Raw genomic sequence first — 19,388 nt, 5'->3', positions numbered from 1 at the left:
CTACTGCCTCCCTTAGAAGCCATCTCATTTGGGCGACTCGCTACTCTGTGAGTCATGGTGGGGATCGTTGAGCGGCTGGTGCCGGACGAGTTGTGGGAGTTGTTCCAGCGGGTGGTGCCGGAGGCGCCGTCGCGGCCGCAGGGCGGTGGCCGGCGCCGACACGGCGACCGGGAAGTGCTGGCCGCGATCGTCTTCGTGGCCACGTCGGGTTGTACCTGGCAGCAGCTGCCTTCGGCGTCGTTCGGCCCGTCCGGAGCGACCGCCCACCGGCGGTTCTCGGAGTGGTCGAAGGCCAGAGTGTGGGCCAAGCTCCACCGCCTGGTCCTCGACGAACTCGGTGCCCGCGGCGAGCTGGACTGGTCACGGTGCGCGATCGACTCGGTGAACATGCGCGCCCTGAAAAGGGGGACCTGACGGGTCCGAATCCTGTCGACCGGGGCAAGTACGGCTCGAAGATCCACCTGATCACGGAACGGTCCGGTCTGCCCATATCCATCGGCATCTCCGGGGCCAACCTGCACGACAGCCAGGCCCTGATCCCGCTCGTCAAGGGCATCCCGCCGATCCGCTCACGCCGCGGACCCCGGCGACGCAGGCCCGCCAAACTCCACGCCGACAAGGGCTACGACTACGCCCACCTGCGGCGATGGTTACGCCAGCGCGGCATCACCCACCGCATCGCCCGCAAGGGAATCGAGTCCTCACAACGGCTGGGCCGCCACCGCTGGACCGTCGAACGCACCATGGCCTGGCTCGCCGGCCACCGTCGCCTACACCGACGCTACGAACGCAAAGCCGACCACTTCCTCGCCTTCACCAGCATCGCCTGCACTCTCATCTGCTACCGCCGACTCACCAAATGAGATGGCTTCTAAGGGCTGTCCCGTAACTGGGCGCTGCCCCCTTGCTGATCCCCAATCGGACAGTGTCGGTGGCTGGTGACAGGATCGACGGGTGCTGATCAAGGGATACGACGTCGGCCCGTTGGTGGCGGGCGAGTCATTGCCGGCCCGCCCGGGCTTCTGGTCGAACTACCTCCTGTCGATGTGCAGCGCCGGGGGGTGTGCCGAGCGGCCGGTTCCGGAGTGGTTCGGTGAGGACGGCGCCGGTGCCGATGCCCTGTCCGAGGTCCTCTTCGATCCTGAACGCTGGCCGGTGTTCAGAGTGCCGGCAGAGGACGGCCCCGGAGTCGTGGTGGTCTACCGCAACCTGGATGGCGACTACGGCACCGACTACCTCCTCACCCATCCAGCCAGAAACTACGTCGAGCAGATCGCCAGCTGGGACGGCGACTTCTCGGGCACTGGGCTGTCATGGCGCGAATTGATCCGGATCGCCGACAGCCCGTCCCTTGCGGCCGAAGGCGTCCAGGACACGGCCATCCGCTTCCTGCTGCTGCTTCCCCTCCTCACCGACCCGGACGTGCCGGAAACAGCATCGGCAAGGCTCACCGCCGCCCTGGCCCTCATCGGCACGCCGCAAGACACCGCCTCCATCGCGGCGGAGCACCTACTGGCCCACCTCACGAGGAGGTCCCGACACGACCCCACATGGGCGTCTCCGCTGAGCGGCAGCTGAGAGGCGGGCCGAGCCGCCAGTCAACCCATGGAACGATCTTGGTGTGGCTGGTGTGATCATGGCGTCGGAACCGTCCTGGATAGCCCCGTTCTCCGGGCTGAGCCCTCGCGCTTTCGGGAAGCTGGTGACGGTACTGCGTCGCCAGGGTGCGGACGCAGTTCGTAGGGGCCGGCCCTGGAGCCTTCCTCTGGAGGACCGGGCCCTGCTGGTCGCGGCGTACTGGCGCACGAACCTCACCATGCGCCAGCTCGCCCCGCTGTTCGGGGTGTCCAAGTCGGCAGCGGACCGCATCATCGACCACCTCGGGCCGATGCTCGCTCTCCAGCCCCGCAAGTGGTTCGCGAAGGACACCGTGCTCATCGTGGACGGCACTCTTGTCCCCACCCGCGACCACACCATCGCCGAGCGGTCGAAGAACTACCGGTACTCCACCAACCACCAGGTCGTCATCGACGCCGACACCCGGCTGGTTGTCGTGGTCGGCCGGCCGCTCGCTGGAAACCGCAACGACTGCAAGGCATGGGAGGAATCCGGAGCCAAGGCCGCCGTCGGCAAGACCCTCACGATCGCCGACGGCGGACGCCGAGGGGCGGCTGCTGTTCTGCAGTCCGGCCGAGCCTGTGAGCTGCGCGGACATCACGCACGCCCGGAAGCTGGGCCTGGTCGAGCTCCTGGCCGACGGTCCGGCCGTGGAGATCCTCGCCGATGCCGGCTACCAGGGCCTGGACGCACAGACCGGCGGCCGCGTGGTGACGCCACCGCACCGCAAGTTCAAGAAGAACCCGCCCGAGTGGTACGAGGAGATGCACGAGCGTCAGCGCAAGGCCCACTCCTCACGACGCATCCGGGTCGAGCACGGCATCGGCCATCTGAAAAACTGGCGATCCCTCGCCCGCCACCACGGCCGCCGCGAGCACATGAGTGACACCATCCAAGCCGTCGCCGGACTGCTCTCGCACCAGCAGGCCGCCACGGCCAGCGGTACACGAACGTGAACACATCCCCCGGCCCTCGGCTCTCGACGCGCTACCGCCAACCATGCACGAGGTCGTTAGGGCGCGTATCGGAAGTGGCTTGAGAGGCTGTTGGTTCGTCAGTCCTGAGACAGGATGGTGAGCCAGCGGTCGTCCTGAAACTGGGCTGGGACTTCGTCCTCACACGGATCGATCCCGCGGCGTTCCAGTTCGTCGAACCATCGGTCCCGCTGTGATTCGGGGAGGCGTCGTCCGCACCAGGGGCAGAAGTCGATAGTGATGCTCGATGTGCCACCGTCGTGGATGATCAGCCCGTACTCCTGGAACTTGGCGCTGAACTTGATCAGCGCGTCCGGACAGGCGAAGGGGTCGTCGTGCTGGTCGCAGGGCACGTTCACGCGGCGGCTCATCGCCTCGCAGCAGTGGTTGGTCATGACCTCGGCTTCTCGTTCATCGGCACCTTGCCCAGAAGTAGATCACGGTCTGTGATGATCACCGGATGGCACGTGGAGATCTGACGGATACGCAGTGGACCCGGCTGGAGTTGTTGTTGCCAAAGGGCAAGAAGCCGGGCCGTCCGCTGGTATGGACCCGGCGGCAGCTGATCGACGGCATACGGTTTCGCACCCGCACTGGCGTCCCGTGGCGGGATATGCCGGAGCGTTACGGGCCCTGGGCTCGGGTGTACGACCTGTTCCGCCGCTGGCAGCGGAACGGCACCTGTGGATCTTCAGCGAGCTTCAGGCCCAGGCCGACGCCAGGGAGCTCATCACCTGGGACCTCAGCATCGACTCCACCGTGTGCCGGGCTCACCAGCACGCCACCGGGGCGAGGAAAAGGGGGATCTGCAGGCCGAGCCGCCCGGCGGCATCGCCGTTGAGCCTGACGACCACGGGCTCGGCCGCTCGCGCGGCGGCCTGACCACCAAGCTTCACCTGGCCGTCGAGCAGGGGCAGAAGCCCATGTCGATCGTGATCACTGCCGGGCATCGCGGTGACTCCCCGCAGTTCGAGCCCGTCCTGAAGAAGGTCCGTGTCGCTCGTCTGGGTTCGGGGCGTCCGCGGACCCGGCCCGACCGGGTCCGCGCCGACAAGGCGTACGCCTCCCGCAAGAACCGTGCCTAAGGGTTGTCCCGTAAATGATCTTGTGGTCGCCTCGGGCAGGGTGGGCCGTCGCGCCCGCCGCCCTATCCGGCGAGGGCGAGGTTGTACATCCGGGCGATGCCGAGCATGGCGTGGTGGACGCCGTCGCCTTTGAGGCGGCAGTCGCGGAGGATCTTCCAAGTCTTCATGCGGGCGAAGACGTGCTCGACGCGGGCTCGGACGTGCTGGTGGGACTTGTTGTGTTCCTCTTTCCAGGCCGGCAGTTCGCTCTGGCCGCGCTTTCTGCGGTGTGGAATGACGAGTCCGGTGCCGGGGTAGCCGCCGTCGGCGACCGTGAGAGTGTTGCCGACGGCTGTCTTGGCGCCCGACTCCTCCCACGCCTTGCAATCGTTGCGGTTCCCGGCGAGCGGCCGACCGACCACGACGACCAGGCGGGTGTCGGCGTCGATGACCACCTGGTGGTTGGTGGAGTACCGATAGTTCTTCGACCGCTCGGCCACAGTGTGGTCTCGGGTGGGGACCAGGGTGCCGTCCACGATGAGCACGGTGTCCCTCGCGAAGCGCTTGCGGGGCTGGAGAGCAAGCATCGGCCCGAGGTGGTCGATGATCCGGTCTGCCGCTGACTTGGACACCCCGAACAGAGGGGCGAGTTGCCGCATGGTCAGGTTCGTGCGCCAGTAGGTCGCGACCAGCAATGCCCGGCCCTCCAGCGGAAGACTCCACGGCCGGCCCCTGCGGACCGCGTCTGCCCCCTCGCGCCGCAGCACCGTCACCAGCTTCCCGAACTGCCGCGGGCTCAGCCCGGTGAACGGGAATATCCAGGACGGCTCCGACGCCGTGATCACACCAGCCACAGCAAGATCATCCCAGTTGTCCGCCTGCCCGCCAGGTCCTGCCCACAGCACGGAAATCAGGCGACCGGTCCTGCCCCATCATCCAGAATGACCCCATGAGCCTAGACCTTGTGACGTTCCTCCACGCACGGCTGGACGAGGAGGCCGACCTGGCCCGACGCTGCGACGGGGACGGCTGCGGGGAGTGGAGCGCTCAGGGGCACACCGTCGACTTCTGCCAAGTAGAACTCTCCGGCTTCCATCCCACGATCGCCCTGCACGTCGCGCTGCACGACCCGGCTCGCGTCCTGCGGGAGGTCGAAGCCAAGCGACGCGTGCTCGCCCGCCATGCACTCAGTCCCGCCACGGGCGACCCCGAACTGCCGTGGGCCAACCGCGATGACTGCCAGTACGACGGCGAGACCTGGCCATGCGAAGACCTGCTCGACCTCGTGGCACCTTACGGCGATCACCCTGACTACCCCCGACGCCCCTGAGACCGAGATCGTTTACGGGACAGCCCTTAGCCTGACTCATAAGGGGTCCCGGCGGCCCGAGAGGCCGATGCCACGGCGCCCCATGATTATCAGCAGACCGGCGGTGCGGGCAGATCACGACCTGGCCCTTCTGCGGGAGCTCTCCCCGCAGAAGGGCCGGACCGGCGGCGAGTGGAATCGGTCGATCTCCGTCGGCAGACCTTAGTCCCGCTTCACCACGCACAGGGCCCAGATGACGAATCCCGAGATCGCGATCACCAGGATCGACCAGGCCGGGTAGTAGGGCAGGGAGAGGAGATTGGCGATGATGACGAGGGCGGCGATGCCCACGCCGGCGATGCGTGACCATGTCGAGGTCCGGGACAGGCCGAAGCTCACGAGGATCGCGGCGATGCCGAGGGCCAGGTGGATCCAGCCCCACGAAGTCAGGTCGAACTTGAAGACGTAGTTCGGCGTGATGACGAAGACATCGTCTTTCGCGATCGCCATGATGCCGCGGACGATCCCGGCCAGGCCGGTGATCCCGAGCATGATGGCGGCGAAGACGGTCAGGCCACCGGCCCAGGCCTGTTGGGCGGGTTCCTTCTGCCGGGTGGTGTGTACGGAAGTCATGGCGATCCCTCGCTTCTCGACCTAATGGTCGGGTTGGGTCGACGGCTGAGAGCGGAGGCGGGCAGGAGCGGAATGCGACCGGTCCAGGTGCACATGGTCGTCACCTGTGAGCCGAGCGGGCGGCACGGCTGCCGACGGACACCCTGGCACTCTGGCCGGACTTCCTGTGGCCCGAGCTGTGGTGTCTTGGTGCGGCATGTCCTTGGTGGCGATGTCCGTAGCGATGGAGATCTCGGAACCGGAACGGCACCGACTACTGGCAGGAGCGCGACGATCGCATGGAGTGGCCCTTCGGAGATAGCGCCCTGGCCAGGAGGAACACGACAAAACGTCTGCCTCGGACACCACGTGGCCCGCGGCCCTCGGCCGACAGCACGGGAATTGGACTGACAGCCCAGCGGTGCATCGGCTACATGATCTCCCTGACCGGTGCATCGTGCCCGGCAAACACCGCATCACGTTGTCGACAGTCTGTGGGTGCTCCATGGCGCTCTCCGGTCGTCCACGCTCCGTGTTCTGCTGCGAGGGTGCCGCCACAGGCCGGAAGGCGACAAGGGCCGAAAGGGGCACGCCGGGGCCCGGGCGGCTCTGGTACGCAGCGTTGCCCGGTGGCCCTCTACAGCAGAAGGCGGGCCAATCCAGGCCACGAGGACGCTGCCTAAGGGCTGTCCCGTAAATGATCTCCAGTGGATGGGCCCGGTCCAGCCGCAGACCATCGGGGCCTCCTGAGCGTTGTGCTGCTTCAAGCTTCAGTTGCGCGGGGAAGTCGGGGTGGCTGGTGCAGGGCGAGGCCGGATCCAGCGCGTCGGCATACGGCCAGGGTCGCGGGCGTGACGGTCCGGGATACGCCGGACCAGGTGAAATGATCTTTCAGTGGCTGGTGTGATCACGGCGTCAGAGCCGTCCTGGATAGGCCCCTTCTCTGGGCTGAGCCCGCGCATCTTCGGGAAGCCGGCCACTCGCCGGTAACCGAAACGACTGCAAGGCATGGGAGGAATCTGGCGCCAAGGCCGTAGTCGGCAGTACGGTCACGATCGCGGACGGCGGCTACCTGGGCACCGGACTGGTCATCCCACACCGCCGCGAGCGCGACCGGACCGAACTCCCGGCCTGGAAAGAAGCTCACAACAGGTCCCACAAGCAGGTCCGGGCCCGGGTCGAGCACGTCTTCGCCCGGATGAAGACTTGGAAGATCCTCCGCGACTGCCGCCTCAAAGGCGAGGGTGTTTACTACGCCATGCTCGGCATTGCTCGGATGCACAACCTCGCCCTCGCCGGATAGCCCGGCGGACACACCTTGACCAGTAACTGATCGTTTCAGAATGGGGCCGACGGTCAGTCGTCGTCGAGCCGCTGAAGGACCTGCGTGAAGTCACCACAATCGAGCAGACCAGTCAGCACGTTCGTGATGTTGTCGATGCCTGCGTCTCGAACGATGAGGCCGTCGGAGCACCAGAAGTAGCGGCCGCTCAGGGACTCGCCGGTTCTGGAGTCCTTTTCCATGAGGCGCTCGACCTCAGCAAGAGTGAACACGGTCGCGCTCCAGCGTGATTCGTCCGCTGTCAGCCGGACCTCGACATCGACGTTGCAGACGGCATCCAGGGGCTCGTCCGCGCTGGGCAGGAATGATGCCTGGAAGCGTTCTGTTCGGACGCGATACCAGGGAGCGTCCCACCCCTGCTCAGTGGCTTCGGCCCCGTTGCTGGTCATGCGGGGAGTATGTCGAGCTGGCCCGGAGGACACAATCGGATTCTCTGGCAGGCTTCAGCGTCGTGACCAGGAACCTTGTCCCCGACGAACTGTGGGATCGGATAGCCCCGCTGCTGCCAGCACGACCCGTGCGCCGACATCGCCACCCCGGGCGGCTCCCCGTGCCGGACCGGGTCGCACTGGCCGGCATCATCTACGTCCTCCGCAAGGGTGTGGCCTGGCGTGACGTACCGAGCACCGTCGTGGGTTGCTCCGGTGTGACAGCCTGGCGCCGGTTGCGTGACTGGACCGAAGCCGGTGTCTGGCCGCGCCTGCATGCCGCCCTGCTGGGCGAACTGCGCCGCGCGGACTTGCTGGACATGGACGACTGTGCCGTGGACGGCTCGCACATCCGGGCTCTCAAAGGGGGGACCATGTCGGCCCCTCACCCGTCGACCGTGCCCGTCCCGGTTCCAAACACCACCTGATCGTCGACCGCCACGGAACCCCGCTTGCCGTCACACTTACCGGCGGCAACCGCCATGACGTCACCCAGCTCCTGCCGCTACTCGACGCCATCCCGTCGATCCGAGGTATGCGGGGACGCCCCCGCCGCAAGCCCCGCCGCCTGTATGCCGACCGGGGCTACGACTTCGACAAGTACCGCCGCCTGCTTTGGGAACGCGGCATCAAACCGCTGATCGCCCGCCGCGGCGAGGCCCACGGTTCCGGACTGGGCAAGGTCCGCTGGGTCGTCGAGCGCACATTTGCCTGGCTGCACCAGTTCAAACGACTCCGCATCCGCTACGAACGACGCGCCGACATCCACCAAGGTCTCCTGCAGCTTGCCTGCAGCATCATCTGTCTCCGACGGCTTCGGGCGGCATTCTGAAACGATCAGTAAAAGAGCGTTTTGCTCCGGCTTAGGTGCTTCATTGCAGTTCGGGCGACGGGCCGCTTCAGGCTGGCTGAGCCAGCAGACGTCTCTTGTGACAGGTGATGCGGATGACGGCTTTCGAGGGTCCGCTTCGGTCCGTTCGCTCCTGTCTGATCCCAACACGCCCCCGCTCACGCCTGTTTGCGCCCTGTAGCGGGACGGCGGCCATCGGTACTACGGAAACATGCCTCGCCGACAGCGGCCGTACCCGAGTGACCTGTCCGATGCTCGTTGGGAACTGCTCGAACCAACCCTGACAGCCTGGCGAGCAGAACGCAGAGGGAAGGGCCTGGACATCGGGCGGCCGCCCGAACACGACCTGCGCCGGATCATGGACGCCATCCTCTACGTCGACCGGACCGGCATCCCCTGGCGCTACCTCCCACACGATTTCGCCCCGTGGGAAACCGTTTACGGATACTTCGCCGCCTGGCAGAAGGACGGCGTCTTCGACCAGCTCAACGGACTCCTGCGACATCTGGTCCGGAAGGCCGAGGGCCGAGACGCCGAGCCCAGCGCCTGCATCCTCGACGCCCAGAGCATCAAGACCTCGGCCAACGTGCCCGCGGCCGGCCAGGGCATCGACGCGGGCAAGAAGATCGCGGGCCGCAAACGCCACATCGGCGTTGACACACTCGGCCTCCTCCTGGCCGTGCTGGTCACCGCCGCCAGCGTCTCCGACAACGCCGGCGGAATCCGCCTGCTCTCGAACATCGCCGAAGGCAGCCCCCGCATCACGAAGGCGTGGGCCGACAGCGGCTACCGCACCAAGGCCATCGACCACGGCGCCCGCCTCGGTATCGACGTCGAAGTCACCCGCCGCGACCCCGCCCAGAAGGGCTTCAAGGTGATCCCGCGGCGCTGGGTCGTCGAGCGGACCTTCGGCTGGCTCATGCACCACCGCCGCCTCGCCCGCGACTACGAAACCCACCCTCACCGCTCCGAAGCCATGATCAACATAGCGATGATCGACCTCATGAGCCGCAGACTCACCCGCGAATCGACCCACAACTGGCGCGACAGCTGAACGGCGGCAGCGTCGGGCTCCTGTGAATCACAGCAGGTAGGGCCACAGGCTGACGCTGTTCCGCTCCACGCTGATCTCGACCCACGTTCCATCGACAGCAGTCGATGGCGGCGGGTCGGCGAGGTCGAAAAGGATGTGGGTTCCGGCTACTTCCAACGTGGCTCCGCCATCGCCCGTCAGGCCCAACCGCCCCCGAAAGACGATCCGGTCGCCTTCCTTCTCATCCACCCCGGGTGAAATTGAAGTGGCCGGTCGAGTGTTGCCGCCCCAGGCCGCGTCCTCTTCAACCGTCCACTCCACGTGATGTTCGCGGCCCACTCCCGTCGGACCGCCGCACCAGAACGCCGCGGCGGCACCCACCTCCGAGCGCACCCGAACCGTCGCGCGCCCGTCGGCGACCTTCCCCACCGCTTCCACTTGGACCAACACCCCGCAATCATCCACGCCAGCGCTGCGTTCCCAAACACTCCTGCCAGGACAAAACGCTCTTTAAGTCAGAGCGACCCGAAGATCATTTACGGGTAAACCGCATTAGAGATCAAAATCGTCAGGCACGTGCGGGATCGTTTACACAGAGTCCGACGGCTGGTGCGGGTACGCCAAGATCTCCGACACGCCTGCTGCGAGAGGACGGCCCGCGATCCAGCACGGGGACCTCGTGGCATCCCGGCACGGTAGGCCGGCAGGCGATTCTCTCCAGCTCCAGCCACTCGGCGGGGGTCCACCCGACGATCGTCGGATGTCCCAGGAGACGGCCGGTCTTCCAGGCTGGTGGCATGACGCCGTGCACACGGGCAGGAGCTCGCCACCACACATGGGCGATTGGCCGGTGCGGCGGACCGTCGTGACGCAGGCTACGGCGCGTGCCCTGTCCCAGCGGCAGATCACGTAGGAAAGGAATCTTGTGAACACCGCATCCGCCCCCGGGACGACGGGTGCCGGTTCCACCCGCGCCCGCGAGACGCTCAGGGCGTTGTACGGATACGTCCGCCCACACCGGGGGGCGGTCGCACTCGGTCTGTTGTTGGCGCTGGCAGGGGCTGCCGGTGGGTTGCTCCAGCCTTTGGTCACGAAGGAACTGGTCGACCGGCTCTCGTCCGGGGGCATGATTGCCACCATCCTGCTGGCCATGACGGTGCTGGTGCTGCTGAGCTCTGTGGCTGAGGCATTCGGTGCATATGTCCTGGAGCGGACGGCGGAGTCCGTGGTCCTGGCCGCTCGCCGCAGCCTCATCGGCCGGCTGCTGCGGCTGCGGCTCGCGGAGGTGGACCGGATGCAGCCGGGCGATCTCATGTCGCGGGTCACCTCGGACACCACGCTGCTGCGGGCGGTCAGTACCCAGGCCGTGGTCAATGCCGCGACGGGGGCGGTCACGCTGGTCACGGCGGTCGTGTTGATGGCTTTCCTCGATGCCGTCCTGCTCGGTGTCACGCTCGGCGTGGTCGTGGTCGTCGGCGCCGGTGTCGCCCTGGTCATGCCGAAGATCGGCCAGGCCACCGAGCGTTCGCAGGCCGCGGTCGGGCAGATGTCCACGGGACTGGAGCGAGCCTTCGGCGCTTTCCGCACGGTGAAGGCATCCGGCGCCGAGGATCGGGAGACCGCCCGCGTCGAGGCGGCGGCCCGGCGGGCGTGGCGCCACGGCGTGCGCAGCGCGAAGTGGGAGGCCGTGGTGGGTACGGCGGACAACGTCGCTGTCCAGCTGGCGTTCCTCGCGGTGCTCGCCGTTGGCGGAGTGCGGGTGGCGTCCGGGGAGATCCCCGTATCCACGCTCATCGCTTTCCTGCTGTACGTCTTCTACCTGATGGAACCGGTGTACAGGCTGGTCGAGGCCGTCTCCAGTTACCAGGAGGGCGCGGCCGCGATCTCCCGGATCACGGCGGTCGGTGACCTGCCGGCCGAGCCGTCGGTCGCGCGGGGGCCGGTCCGGCCCGAGGACTGGGCCGTCGTGCAGTACCCGGCGTCGGTCCGCTTCGAGGACGTGTCCTTCCGCTACGCGCCCGGCCTGCCGTACATCCACCAGCAGGTGGACTTCGAGGTTCCCGGTACCGGGATGACGGCGTTCGTCGGCCCCTCGGGGGCGGGCAAGTCGACGCTCTTCACGCTCATCGAGCGGTTCTACGAGGCGACCGGCGGCCGGATCCTGGTCGACGGCAAGGACGTGCGCGACTGGCCCCTGCCCGAGTTGCGGTCCGTCATCGGGTACGTCGAGCAGGACGCGCCCGTCGTTGCCGGAACACTGCGGGAGAACCTGGTCTTCGCCGCACCCGGCGCGACGGATGACGACATCCGCAGCGTCCTCGCCCGGACCAGGCTCGACACTCTCGTCGAGCGTCTCCCGCACGGCCTGGACACCCTGGTCGGGCACCGCGGCTCGAAGCTGTCCGGCGGCGAGCGCCAGCGCGTCGCGATCGCCCGCGCCCTGCTGCGCAGGCCCCGGCTGCTCCTCCTGGACGAGGCGACCTCGCAGCTCGACGCCGTCAACGAGCTGGCGCTACGAAACGTCATCGCCGAGGCGGCACGCGAGACCACCGTCTTGGTCGTGGCTCACCGCCTGTCGACAGTGACGGACGCCGACCGCATCGTCGTCATGGACGCCGGCACGGTCCGCGCGATCGGCACCCACGAGGAGCTGGTGGCCAAGGACGAGCTGTACGCACAGCTCGCCGCGACCCAGCTCCTGACCCCGGCGGGGCGCCCCGCCGGGTGAGAAGTGCCGGGCCAGAGTGCGGCGACATCGCCGCCCGTTGGCTGCCCCCACGGCACGGCGGGGGCAGCCCGGCTGTGTGGTGGGCCGGACACCCGCCGGGTACCCGCGGAAGGCACGATTCCTGAGGCTGCGGACATCACTCCGGGAGTCGTGCGGGGTCCGCAGACTGCACACCACCGCCCCCTCAGCCGCAGAAGAGCCTTCGCTCGCGCCCCTACGGCTTCGCTCGACCGGCCCGGTGCACCTTGCCGCCCAAGGCCCCCGCCCTGCACTGCTCACGGCGGGAATACCCGCGCAGCCGACGCCTGGGCCATCACGTCCATCGCCCTACCGGAGACTTGCAACGACCTTTGCCTACCTGCCCCAAGCCATCGAGCGCTATGGCTCGGACGCTCGCCCTGTCTCCGCACCATTCGGCCCCCAAGGGCACCCGTCACACCGGTCACTGGTTCGCAGCACACGAGGACTTCGGGGAAGCCCTCGCTCCCAGGCGGTCGGCCCCTGGCGCGCGGCCGAAGCCCGCAAGGGCTGATCCCCTTGCGGGCAGTGAGGGCTGTCAAGGCCGGGGCGCGTTGGCCGACCGCCCTCAGCCCCGCTCTTATCGGACGTACTTCGCCAGCTTCGTGGAGGCGCTGAGCAGCGACTCCAGCGGTCCGCGACGGAAGAACCGGGACCAGAGCGCGGCGAACACGATCGCCCCGAGGATGAAGGTGAGTACGGGGAGCCACGACACTTGGCTGCTTTCGCCGGTCGGCATGTCCACCGCGGACTGCACGACGAAGTGGCCGACGTAGGCAGTCAGGGACATGGCGCCGACGGCGATGATGGGTTTCGCCAGGCGGCGCAGGAGCGGCAGACGGTCCATCAGCACCGTCGTGGATACGATCACGAGGATTGCGATGCCCACGCTGCCGATGATGTCGAACGTGGTGCCGCTGTGTGGCCCGGCGGTCAGCAGGTCCGAGGCTGCCCCCTGGGCCTCGAAGGATCCGCTGCCAAAGGAGGCCGGCTTGGGGCCGGCGGACGGCTTCCCGCCCTCCGCCATGCTCGCCAGCGCGTCCTTGCCCGCCAGTAGCAGGGACGTGCCGTACGCGGCCACGGTGAGGGCGGCGCCGAGCGCGGCCAGGCGCCACTGGACGGCGGGAGCGGGCAGGTCCAGGCGGGCCAAGGTCATCCCGGCGACCACGAACGGCATCCAGGTGAGAGCTGGGTAGAAGCCGGTGAGCAGCAGATCGAGAACTCCCACGTCGCTGAGCGCTTTGAGCGGGTCGTAGGCGTTGACGCTCTGCTGGACGGACTCGCTCAGCAGCGCCTTCAGGGCGAACGCCATCTGTGGTGTGACCAGGGCGAGCCCGGCCGCGATCAGCGCGAGCGTCCCGGCGGGCAGCCGTACCAGGGGCAGGGCGAGGAGGAAGTAGACGCCGTAGAAGGCGAGGATGATCACGCCCCCGTACTCCATCGCCAGGGCCGTGCCCAGAACGAGCAGAACCGCAGCGCGGATTGCGATATGCGCTTTGGCCTGGCGGCCGGCCAGGCCGGTCTTGGGCTTCCTGCGGCCGGCGATCAGCATCAGAGAGAACCCGGCGAGGGTGGCGAACAGGACCGACGAGTGGCCGTCGGCCAGGTAGCGTACCCAGCTGCCGACTCCGTCCGTGGCCGACAGCGGGGGCCCGATGTGGACGATGTACATGCCGAACACCGCCAGCGCGCGGGCCACGTCCAACCCGACCATGCGCCCCAGGGACCCACCGGCCGAGGCGGGCCCGGCGGACTCTGCCGAGGTCCGGGCTTGCGGAGGGGAGTGCTCCTGCGGCTCTGATGTCCTATGCGGCGGCTGCGTGTATGTCATGGAGACAACCTCATGACGAGGCCGGGTGACGGACCATCCGGCAGCCTTCGGTGACCGCCCCGCCAGTCGGCCGGGACCGCCCAGCCGAACGGCGGGGCCGGACCGCGGACCGTCGCCTCGGAGCGGGTCACCCACCGCGCCCGTGAGGAGACGCCCGCAGCTACCCGGCGACCGGCACCTCTACTTGATCAGGGCGTTGGCCACCACGACAGCCAGGCCGAGGAGCGCGTCCGCAGTGCCGATCTTCAAAGAGGAGCCCCAGGTGCGGCCTCCAACGCAGGCGGCAAGCAGGCCCCAGGCGAACAGCAGCACCACGTTCATGGCGAGTGCCACGTCCTCGACGGTCACCAGCCCCACGCCGCGCCGAACAGCAGGACGAGCGTCGGTGCCGTCGCCAGGACCAACGGCCATTCGGACATGAACAGACGTGCCGCGGCGCGCACACCGTGGACGGTCTGGTCGGCACGCCAGGCGATCAGATGCGCGTAACCATGCGCCAGGGCGGAGGCGACCACCGTGACCGCAAGCCACTTCGCGTTACTGAGCCGGTCGGCGGGCGCGGCCGCACCCTGTTCGGTCAGGGCAGCAACCATGGAGCTGGCCAGCACCGCCCCGTACACACCGCCGAACAGCACATGGGGCCGCGCCACGCAATGACGCGGAACGCGGGCGGACTGACGCAGGCGCGGAGTCGAATGGGGCATGGGGTGGTGGTCCCCTAACGGGTACGCAAATCGGCTGCGGCCCGTCGGTCCGGGCCGACCACCCACCGATCCCACCGCAGTAGGGCGACAGGTCTCATCCGCTGAGGTTCGCCCACCTGCCCGCCGAAGGGACGGAGCGCTCCCCCCGAACGGCTGGGACGGGTCTGCCGGGTGGCGGGCGTCCCGCGCGATCGAGCCGACGCGCGCTGTCGCGGACGTACGCTCGCAGCGAGCGATCTTCGTACGAGAGGCAGAATGCCCTGCGCCGCGTACGGGTCGCCGAGAACACAGACAGGGCAGACGAGTGTGAGGCGGAACGCCGGTGATCCGGGTAGTGGTGGTGGACGACGAGGCACTGGTGCGATCCGGCTTCCAGATGATCCTGAACGCATCCGAGGGCATCAGGGTCGTGGCGACCGCGGAAGGAGCGCAGGCGGCTGACGTGATCCGCCGCGAGATGCCGGACGTGGTGCTCCTCGACATCCGCATGCCGGACGTGGACGGTCTGACCGTCCTGCAGCAGATCCATACACTGCCCGAACCACCGCACGTGGCCATGCTGACCACGTTCGACACCGACGAGTACATCCTGACCGCGCTGCGCTCGGGGGCCGCCGGCTTCCTGCTCAAGGACACCGAGCCCGAACAGCTCGCCCAGCTGGTGCGCACCCTGGCCGCAGGCGGGGTGGTGATGTCTGCGAAAGCCTCCCGTGCCCTGCTGCGCGGCCACCCGGGGGCAGGAGCGCCCCAGGACGCGGACGTGGCGCGCGTGGGCCTGCTCAGCGACCGGGAACGTGACGTCCTCGCCCTGGTCGCGGAGGGACTGTCCAACGCCGACATCGGCACCCGAATCCATCTGAGCGCGGGCACCGTCAAAGACCACGTCAGCTCGATCCTGACCAAGCTGCGGGTCTCCAGCCGTGTTCAGGCGGCACTGCTCGCGGAGCGGGCCGGACTACTCGGCAGGAACGGCGACGACGCGGTACGGGACAATGGGCGATGAGCACGAGCCGGGCACTGAGACACGGGCTGCCGCCCTGGGCCGTCGACATGGGCCTCGTCGTGCTCGCCGTGCTCGACGCCTGGCTCAACCTCTTCGACGAGGGCACCCCCCTCGTCTGGTCCTGCGTCGCCATCGGGAGTGCAGGGCTGTTCCTGCGCAGGCGGTTTCCGCTGACCGTCTTCCTGCTGACGCTGCCCATGACCGTCTTCATGGACGTGGCGGTAGCGCCCATCGCTGCCCTGTACACATTGGCCGCAGCCACCCGCGACCGCCGGCTGCTGGTCGGGTGCGCTCTGCTCCACGCGGCGGCGGGCACCCTCGCCTGGCCCTTGACCGACTCGTTCACCGGTGACCGGACCTGGACGCTCATCCAGTTCGTCTACACGCTGGCCACGGCCATCGCCCCGGTCCTGTGCGGCCAGCTCGTGCAGGCCAGGCGCGACATGGCACGCCAGCTCGAGGAGGTCGAAGAGGCCCGGGAGCACGAACGCGCCCTGCACGCCCAGACCGTCCTCGCCCGCGAACGAGCCCAGCTGGCCCGCGAGATGCACGACGTCGTCTCCCACCAGGTCAGCCTCATCGCCGTCCAGGCCGGAGCGCTTCAAGTCGCCTCCAAAGATCCCGACGCCCGAGAAGCTGCCCGCACCATCCGCTCCCTGAGCGTGAACACCCTCGACGAACTCCGCCACATGGTCACCCTGCTCCGCGCATCCGGCGGCAGGGAAACCGAACTCGCCCCCCAGCCCACCCTCGCCGACCTCCAGCAACTGATCACCAACAGCGGCATCGAGACAACCCTGACCGGCAAGCTACCGCCCGACATCAGCACAACCGCCCAGCGCACCGTCTACCGCACGATCCAAGAGGCCCTCACCAACGTGCGCAAGCACGCCCCCGGAGCCCGCGCCGAAGTACACCTGTGGCACGACGCCCACCACTACGGCGTCACTATCACCAACACAGCCCCCACCCGCCCGGCCGTCCCCCTGCCCAGCGCTCGCCAGGGCCTGATCGGCCTGCGAGAACGCGCCGAACTGCTCCACGGCACCTTCACGGCCGAACCCACCCCCCAAGGCGGGTACAAGGTCGAACTACGCGCCCCCGCCCGGCCCGACTGAAACCCTGCATGAGATCGAAGCCAAACCACGCATCCTGGACCGTCACGCCCACGACCCTGGCCGTATGCCAACGCGCTGGATCTTGCCTCGCCCTGCACCAGCCACCCCGACTTCCCCGCGCAACTGAAGCTTGAAACAGCACAACGCTCAGGAGGCCCCGATGGTCTGCGGCTGGACCGGGCCCACCCACTGGAGATCATTTACGGGACAGCTCTTAGAACTCCTAACGAAATGAGCACTGGAGGACGGTAAGGTCGGTGGTCATGAGCCAGAGTGGTGCGGAAGCGGCGGCGTTCTTCCGCGACGTCAGCCAGAACAGCGCGGTCTGGCTCGTCCGGGGTGACGATGGAAGCCCGACTCACCTCTCTGCGGATGGCACGCGAAGTCTGCCTTTCTGGTCGACCTCGTCGCGGGCCCAGAGGGCAGCAAAGATCTGGGGACATGGGCTTCGCATCGATTCCATGCCCTTGGACACCTGGTGCGATCACGTGCTGCCCGATGCCGCCCGGGATGGACTCGTGATCGGGATCAACTGGAGCGGGCCGCGCCTGGTCGGTTGGAGCTTCACCCCCGACGAAGTTGTCAACCGTCTGGCGGCGGCTCGCACAGTGACCTGATTTGCCGGTGGGTGATGAGGCAGCAGGCCAGTTTGAGGAAGGCTTCGTGAATGTCGGCTCGACGTTCCCAGCGAACGCGGAGTCGTCGGAAGCCGTGGAGCCAGGCAAAGGTCCGCTCTACCACCCAGCGGTAGACGCCGAGTCCGGTGCCGTGGCGGGTGTTTCGGCGTGCGATGGCGGGGACGATGCCGCGGGCTCGGACTTGGTCGCGGTAGATGTCGTGGTCGTAGCCGCGGTCCGCGAAGAGCGAGTCCGGCTTGCGTCGAGGATGCCCGACCCGGCCGCGGACGGGCGGGATGGCGTCCAGCAGCGGCATGAGCTGGGTGACGTCATTGCGGTTGCCGCCGGTGAGGAGGACCGCCAGCGGGGTCCCGTGGCCATCCGTGATCACGTGGTGCTTGGAGCCTGCCCGGCCCCGGTCGACCGGCGACGGGCCCGTGTGGAGCCCCCTTTTAGCGCCCTGACGTGCGAGGAGTCGACTACGCAGCGGGACCAGTCGAGCCGGGCGGCCGCGTTGAGCTCGGCCAACAACGTCTCGTGGAGCCGCTGCCAGACGCCGGCCTGGTTCCAGTCCCGCAGTCGGCGCCAGCACGTCATCCCGGAGCCGAAGCCGAGTTCCTTGGGGAGGTGTTCCCACTGGATGTCGGTGTGCAGGACGTACAGGATCCCGCACAGGACCTGGCGGTCCGGGACCGGACGTCGACCGGGGTAGCGGAACCGCCGCTCCTTCTTGGGCAGCAGCGGTTCGATCCGCTCCCACAGGTCATCCGGCACGATCCACGGTGAAGTCCCCACGGTCCGGACAACGCCCAACTCGCCTACGAGGCACGGCCACCGGGGCTGATGTAGCTCATTGTGTTAGCCGCTCTTACTGAGGTTGAACTTGTGGTGTCGTAGGGGCTGACGGCTCCTCGCCGGTGCGGTATCACCGGGGCATGCGGTATCCACAAGGGGGCGGGCTGACCGCCGAGCGGCAGCAGTTCCGCGAGGAGTTACGACTGAAGGCTGCCGAGAGGTTCGCCCAGGGCGAGGCGAGCTCGGTGATCGCCAGGGACCTGCGGGTCAGCGTCCGCTCGGTGCAGCGGTGGCGGCGGATGTGGGACGAGGGCGGGCCGCGGGCTCTGCGGTCACAGGGCCCGGCATCGCTGCCGAGGCTGAGCGAGAAGCAGTTCGCCCAGTTGGAGGCGGAGCTGGCCAAGGGACCGGCCGCGCATGGCTGGGAAGACCAGCGCTGGACCCTGAGCCGTGTGAAGACGGTGATCGGCCGACGCTTCCACCTGACCTACACGATCCAGGGCGTGCGCAAGCTCCTGGTGCGCAACGGCTGGTCCTGTCAGGTCCCGGCCCGACGCGCCATCGAGCGGGACGACGAGGCGGTGGCCGGGTGGGTCAAGGAGGTGTGGCCGTGCGCGGAAGACTCGCGGCGGCCCGTGGAGCCTGGCTCGTCTTCGAGGACGAAGCCGGTTTCTCCATGACGCCGCCGCAGGCCAGGACCTGGGCCCAGCGCGGCCGGACCCCGGTGGTGCGTGTCCGCGGCCGTTCCCGCAGACGCATCTCCATCGCCGCGCTGACCTGCTACAAGCCCGGCCACCGGTCCCGGCTGATCTACCGGCCACGCCGGGACGACGACCGACGCGACAGTCGCAAGAGCTTCTCCTGGCGCGACTACCGGGACCTGCTGATCGCCGCCCACCAGCAGCTCGGCGGGCCGATCGTGCTCATCTGGGACAACCTGAACGTCCACAAAGCCGCCGGGCTGCGGGAGTTCGCCGCCTCCCGGGACTGGCTGACGATCTACTACCTGCCGCCCTACGCACCCGACCTCAACCCCGTCGAAGGGATCTGGTCCCTCTTACGACGCGGCTGGCTCTCCAACGTCGCCTTCTCCACCCCCGAACACCTCGTCCAGCGCATCCGACACGGCCTACGCCACATCCAATACCGCAGCCACCTCATAGACGGCTGCCTCGCCGAGACCGGCCTGACCATCAGACCCACCTGAGCAACCCAGCGACATCACGAGTTCAACCTCAGTAGAGGCGAAACATCTGATTCATGGACCAACTGCGATTTGTGGCGGAAATAGGCTGCTCCAATGACCTCTCCGACTCCGAACGGGGCTCGAGCGCGTTCCGCTATA

General features: G+C 68.0%; 21 protein-coding genes and 3 pseudogenes. 15 read left to right on the top strand and 9 right to left on the bottom strand.

Annotated elements, in window-relative coordinates; translation table 11 throughout:
• The first annotated feature begins 54 nt into the window (after positions 1-54).
• From WQO_RS03390 to WQO_RS37360, 4 genes and pseudogenes are all read left to right on the top strand, one after another.
• Positions 55-863, top strand: a protein-coding gene (locus tag WQO_RS03390) for an IS5 family transposase (protein WP_107115796.1) whose coding sequence is annotated in 2 segments (ribosomal slippage) — positions 55-403 and positions 403-863 — 810 coding nt in all. Because the reading frame shifts where the segments join, the coding sequence is not laid out codon by codon here.
• Between the two features lie 91 nt (positions 864-954).
• Positions 955-1,578: a hypothetical protein gene (locus tag WQO_RS03385; RefSeq protein WP_010056771.1), complete on the top strand. Its 624-nt coding sequence runs from the start codon at positions 955-957 to the stop codon at positions 1,576-1,578.
• 43 nt (positions 1,579-1,621) lie between these two features.
• Positions 1,622-2,194, top strand: a pseudogene (locus WQO_RS37365) (transposase family protein); the annotation flags it as partial.
• A gap of 4 nt (positions 2,195-2,198) precedes the next feature.
• Complete coding sequence (locus tag WQO_RS37360) at positions 2,199-2,573, top strand: transposase family protein (protein WP_010056773.1); 375 nt, start codon at positions 2,199-2,201, stop codon at positions 2,571-2,573.
• Between the two features lie 98 nt (positions 2,574-2,671).
• Here the strand turns inward: WQO_RS37360 and WQO_RS03375 are convergent, their stop codons facing one another.
• On the bottom strand, positions 2,672-2,986 hold the full coding sequence (locus WQO_RS03375; RefSeq protein WP_010056774.1) for a DUF6980 family protein: 315 nt from the start codon (positions 2,984-2,986) through the stop codon (positions 2,672-2,674).
• A gap of 65 nt (positions 2,987-3,051) precedes the next feature.
• Here WQO_RS03375 and WQO_RS36675 point away from each other — a divergent pair, with 65 nt between their 5' ends.
• Together WQO_RS36675 and WQO_RS36670 are read left to right on the top strand one after the other, a co-directional pair.
• A complete protein-coding gene (locus tag WQO_RS36675) occupies positions 3,052-3,432 on the top strand; it encodes a transposase (RefSeq protein WP_010056776.1) in 381 nt (126 codons plus the stop codon).
• Entirely contained in the window at positions 3,353-3,676 is a 324-nt protein-coding gene (locus WQO_RS36670; protein WP_010056778.1) for an IS5/IS1182 family transposase, read from the top strand. The genes WQO_RS36675 and WQO_RS36670 overlap by 80 nt, the downstream gene beginning before the upstream one ends.
• Positions 3,677-3,738: 62 nt before the next feature.
• Here WQO_RS36670 and WQO_RS03365 read toward each other — a convergent pair whose 3' ends face one another.
• Positions 3,739-4,509: an IS5/IS1182 family transposase gene (locus WQO_RS03365; RefSeq protein WP_029181943.1), complete on the bottom strand. Its 771-nt coding sequence runs from the start codon at positions 4,507-4,509 to the stop codon at positions 3,739-3,741.
• 95 nt (positions 4,510-4,604) lie between these two features.
• Between WQO_RS03365 and WQO_RS03360 the strand changes: the two genes are divergently transcribed.
• On the top strand, positions 4,605-4,985 hold the full coding sequence (locus WQO_RS03360) for a DUF6221 family protein (RefSeq protein WP_010056780.1): 381 nt from the start codon (positions 4,605-4,607) through the stop codon (positions 4,983-4,985).
• 201 nt (positions 4,986-5,186) lie between these two features.
• Here WQO_RS03360 and WQO_RS03355 read toward each other — a convergent pair whose 3' ends face one another.
• Entirely contained in the window at positions 5,187-5,597 is a 411-nt protein-coding gene (locus WQO_RS03355; RefSeq protein WP_010056781.1) for a DUF7144 family membrane protein, read from the bottom strand.
• A gap of 952 nt (positions 5,598-6,549) precedes the next feature.
• Between WQO_RS03355 and WQO_RS34715 the strand changes: the two are divergent.
• Positions 6,550-6,879: pseudogene (locus WQO_RS34715) on the top strand (transposase); the annotation flags it as partial.
• 53 nt (positions 6,880-6,932) lie between these two features.
• On the opposite strand, the gene WQO_RS03350 reads toward WQO_RS34715, so the two are convergent.
• Positions 6,933-7,307, bottom strand: coding sequence for a hypothetical protein (locus tag WQO_RS03350; protein ID WP_010056782.1), 375 nt, complete (start codon positions 7,305-7,307; stop codon positions 6,933-6,935).
• 62 nt (positions 7,308-7,369) lie between these two features.
• Here WQO_RS03350 and WQO_RS03345 point away from each other — a divergent pair.
• Both WQO_RS03345 and WQO_RS03340 read left to right on the top strand, forming a co-directional pair.
• Positions 7,370-8,178, top strand: a protein-coding gene (locus tag WQO_RS03345) for an IS5 family transposase (RefSeq protein WP_107115795.1) whose coding sequence is annotated in 2 segments (ribosomal slippage) — positions 7,370-7,709 and positions 7,709-8,178 — 810 coding nt in all. Because the reading frame shifts where the segments join, the coding sequence is not laid out codon by codon here.
• A gap of 229 nt (positions 8,179-8,407) precedes the next feature.
• Positions 8,408-9,250, top strand: a complete 843-nt coding sequence (locus WQO_RS03340; protein ID WP_058953856.1) for an IS5 family transposase — start codon at positions 8,408-8,410, stop codon at positions 9,248-9,250.
• A gap of 27 nt (positions 9,251-9,277) precedes the next feature.
• On the opposite strand, the gene WQO_RS03335 is transcribed toward WQO_RS03340, so the two are convergent.
• On the bottom strand, positions 9,278-9,658 hold the full coding sequence (locus tag WQO_RS03335; RefSeq protein ID WP_237274094.1) for a hypothetical protein: 381 nt from the start codon (positions 9,656-9,658) through the stop codon (positions 9,278-9,280).
• A gap of 496 nt (positions 9,659-10,154) precedes the next feature.
• On the opposite strand from WQO_RS03335, the gene WQO_RS03330 reads away from it, so the two are divergent.
• Positions 10,155-11,957: an ABC transporter ATP-binding protein gene (locus WQO_RS03330; protein ID WP_029181946.1), complete on the top strand. Its 1,803-nt coding sequence runs from the start codon at positions 10,155-10,157 to the stop codon at positions 11,955-11,957.
• A 598-nt stretch (positions 11,958-12,555) separates the two neighbouring features.
• On the opposite strand, the gene WQO_RS03325 is transcribed toward WQO_RS03330, so the two are convergent.
• From WQO_RS03325 to WQO_RS37250, 3 genes are all read right to left on the bottom strand, one after another.
• The gene (locus WQO_RS03325) at positions 12,556-13,806 is read right to left on the bottom strand and encodes a DUF418 domain-containing protein (protein WP_193407159.1); all 1,251 of its coding nucleotides are present in this window, start codon (positions 13,804-13,806) and stop codon (positions 12,556-12,558) included.
• Between the two features lie 180 nt (positions 13,807-13,986).
• On the bottom strand, positions 13,987-14,154 hold the full coding sequence (locus tag WQO_RS37255) for a hypothetical protein (protein WP_241843926.1): 168 nt from the start codon (positions 14,152-14,154) through the stop codon (positions 13,987-13,989).
• Positions 14,151-14,456, bottom strand: coding sequence for a hypothetical protein (locus WQO_RS37250; RefSeq protein WP_335339644.1), 306 nt, complete (start codon positions 14,454-14,456; stop codon positions 14,151-14,153). Before WQO_RS37250 ends, WQO_RS37255 begins: the two co-directional genes overlap by 4 nt.
• A 430-nt stretch (positions 14,457-14,886) precedes the next feature.
• Here WQO_RS37250 and WQO_RS03315 point away from each other — a divergent pair, with 430 nt between their 5' ends.
• The 3 genes from WQO_RS03315 (at position 14,887) to WQO_RS34710 (ending at position 17,248) form a co-directional block, all read left to right on the top strand.
• Positions 14,887-15,513, top strand: coding sequence for a response regulator (locus tag WQO_RS03315; protein WP_237274204.1), 627 nt, complete (start codon positions 14,887-14,889; stop codon positions 15,511-15,513).
• On the top strand, positions 15,510-16,631 hold the full coding sequence (locus WQO_RS03310; RefSeq protein ID WP_010056793.1) for a sensor histidine kinase: 1,122 nt from the start codon (positions 15,510-15,512) through the stop codon (positions 16,629-16,631). The genes WQO_RS03315 and WQO_RS03310 overlap by 4 nt, the downstream gene beginning before the upstream one ends.
• A gap of 263 nt (positions 16,632-16,894) precedes the next feature.
• Positions 16,895-17,248 (top strand): DUF2750 domain-containing protein, encoded by a 354-nt coding sequence (locus WQO_RS34710; RefSeq protein WP_010056898.1) that lies wholly within the window; start codon positions 16,895-16,897, stop codon positions 17,246-17,248.
• On the opposite strand, the pseudogene WQO_RS34705 reads toward WQO_RS34710, so the two are convergent.
• Positions 17,214-18,022, bottom strand: a pseudogene (locus WQO_RS34705) (IS5 family transposase). The gene WQO_RS34710 and the pseudogene WQO_RS34705 sit on opposite strands and share 35 nt — an antisense overlap.
• Positions 18,023-18,183: 161 nt before the next feature.
• Here WQO_RS34705 and WQO_RS37450 point away from each other — a divergent pair.
• A protein-coding gene (locus WQO_RS37450; protein ID WP_470433552.1) for an IS630 family transposase occupies positions 18,184-19,250 on the top strand; the annotation gives its coding sequence in 2 pieces (ribosomal slippage) (positions 18,184-18,627 and positions 18,630-19,250; 1,065 coding nt in all).
• Positions 19,251-19,388 lie beyond the last annotated feature (138 nt).

The organism is Streptomyces globisporus C-1027 (assembly GCF_000261345.2).
Lineage (GTDB): Bacteria > Actinomycetota > Actinomycetes > Streptomycetales > Streptomycetaceae > Streptomyces > Streptomyces pakalii.
Note: the sequence above shows the minus strand (reverse complement) of the source record. Positions and strands in the feature narration are given on the sequence as shown.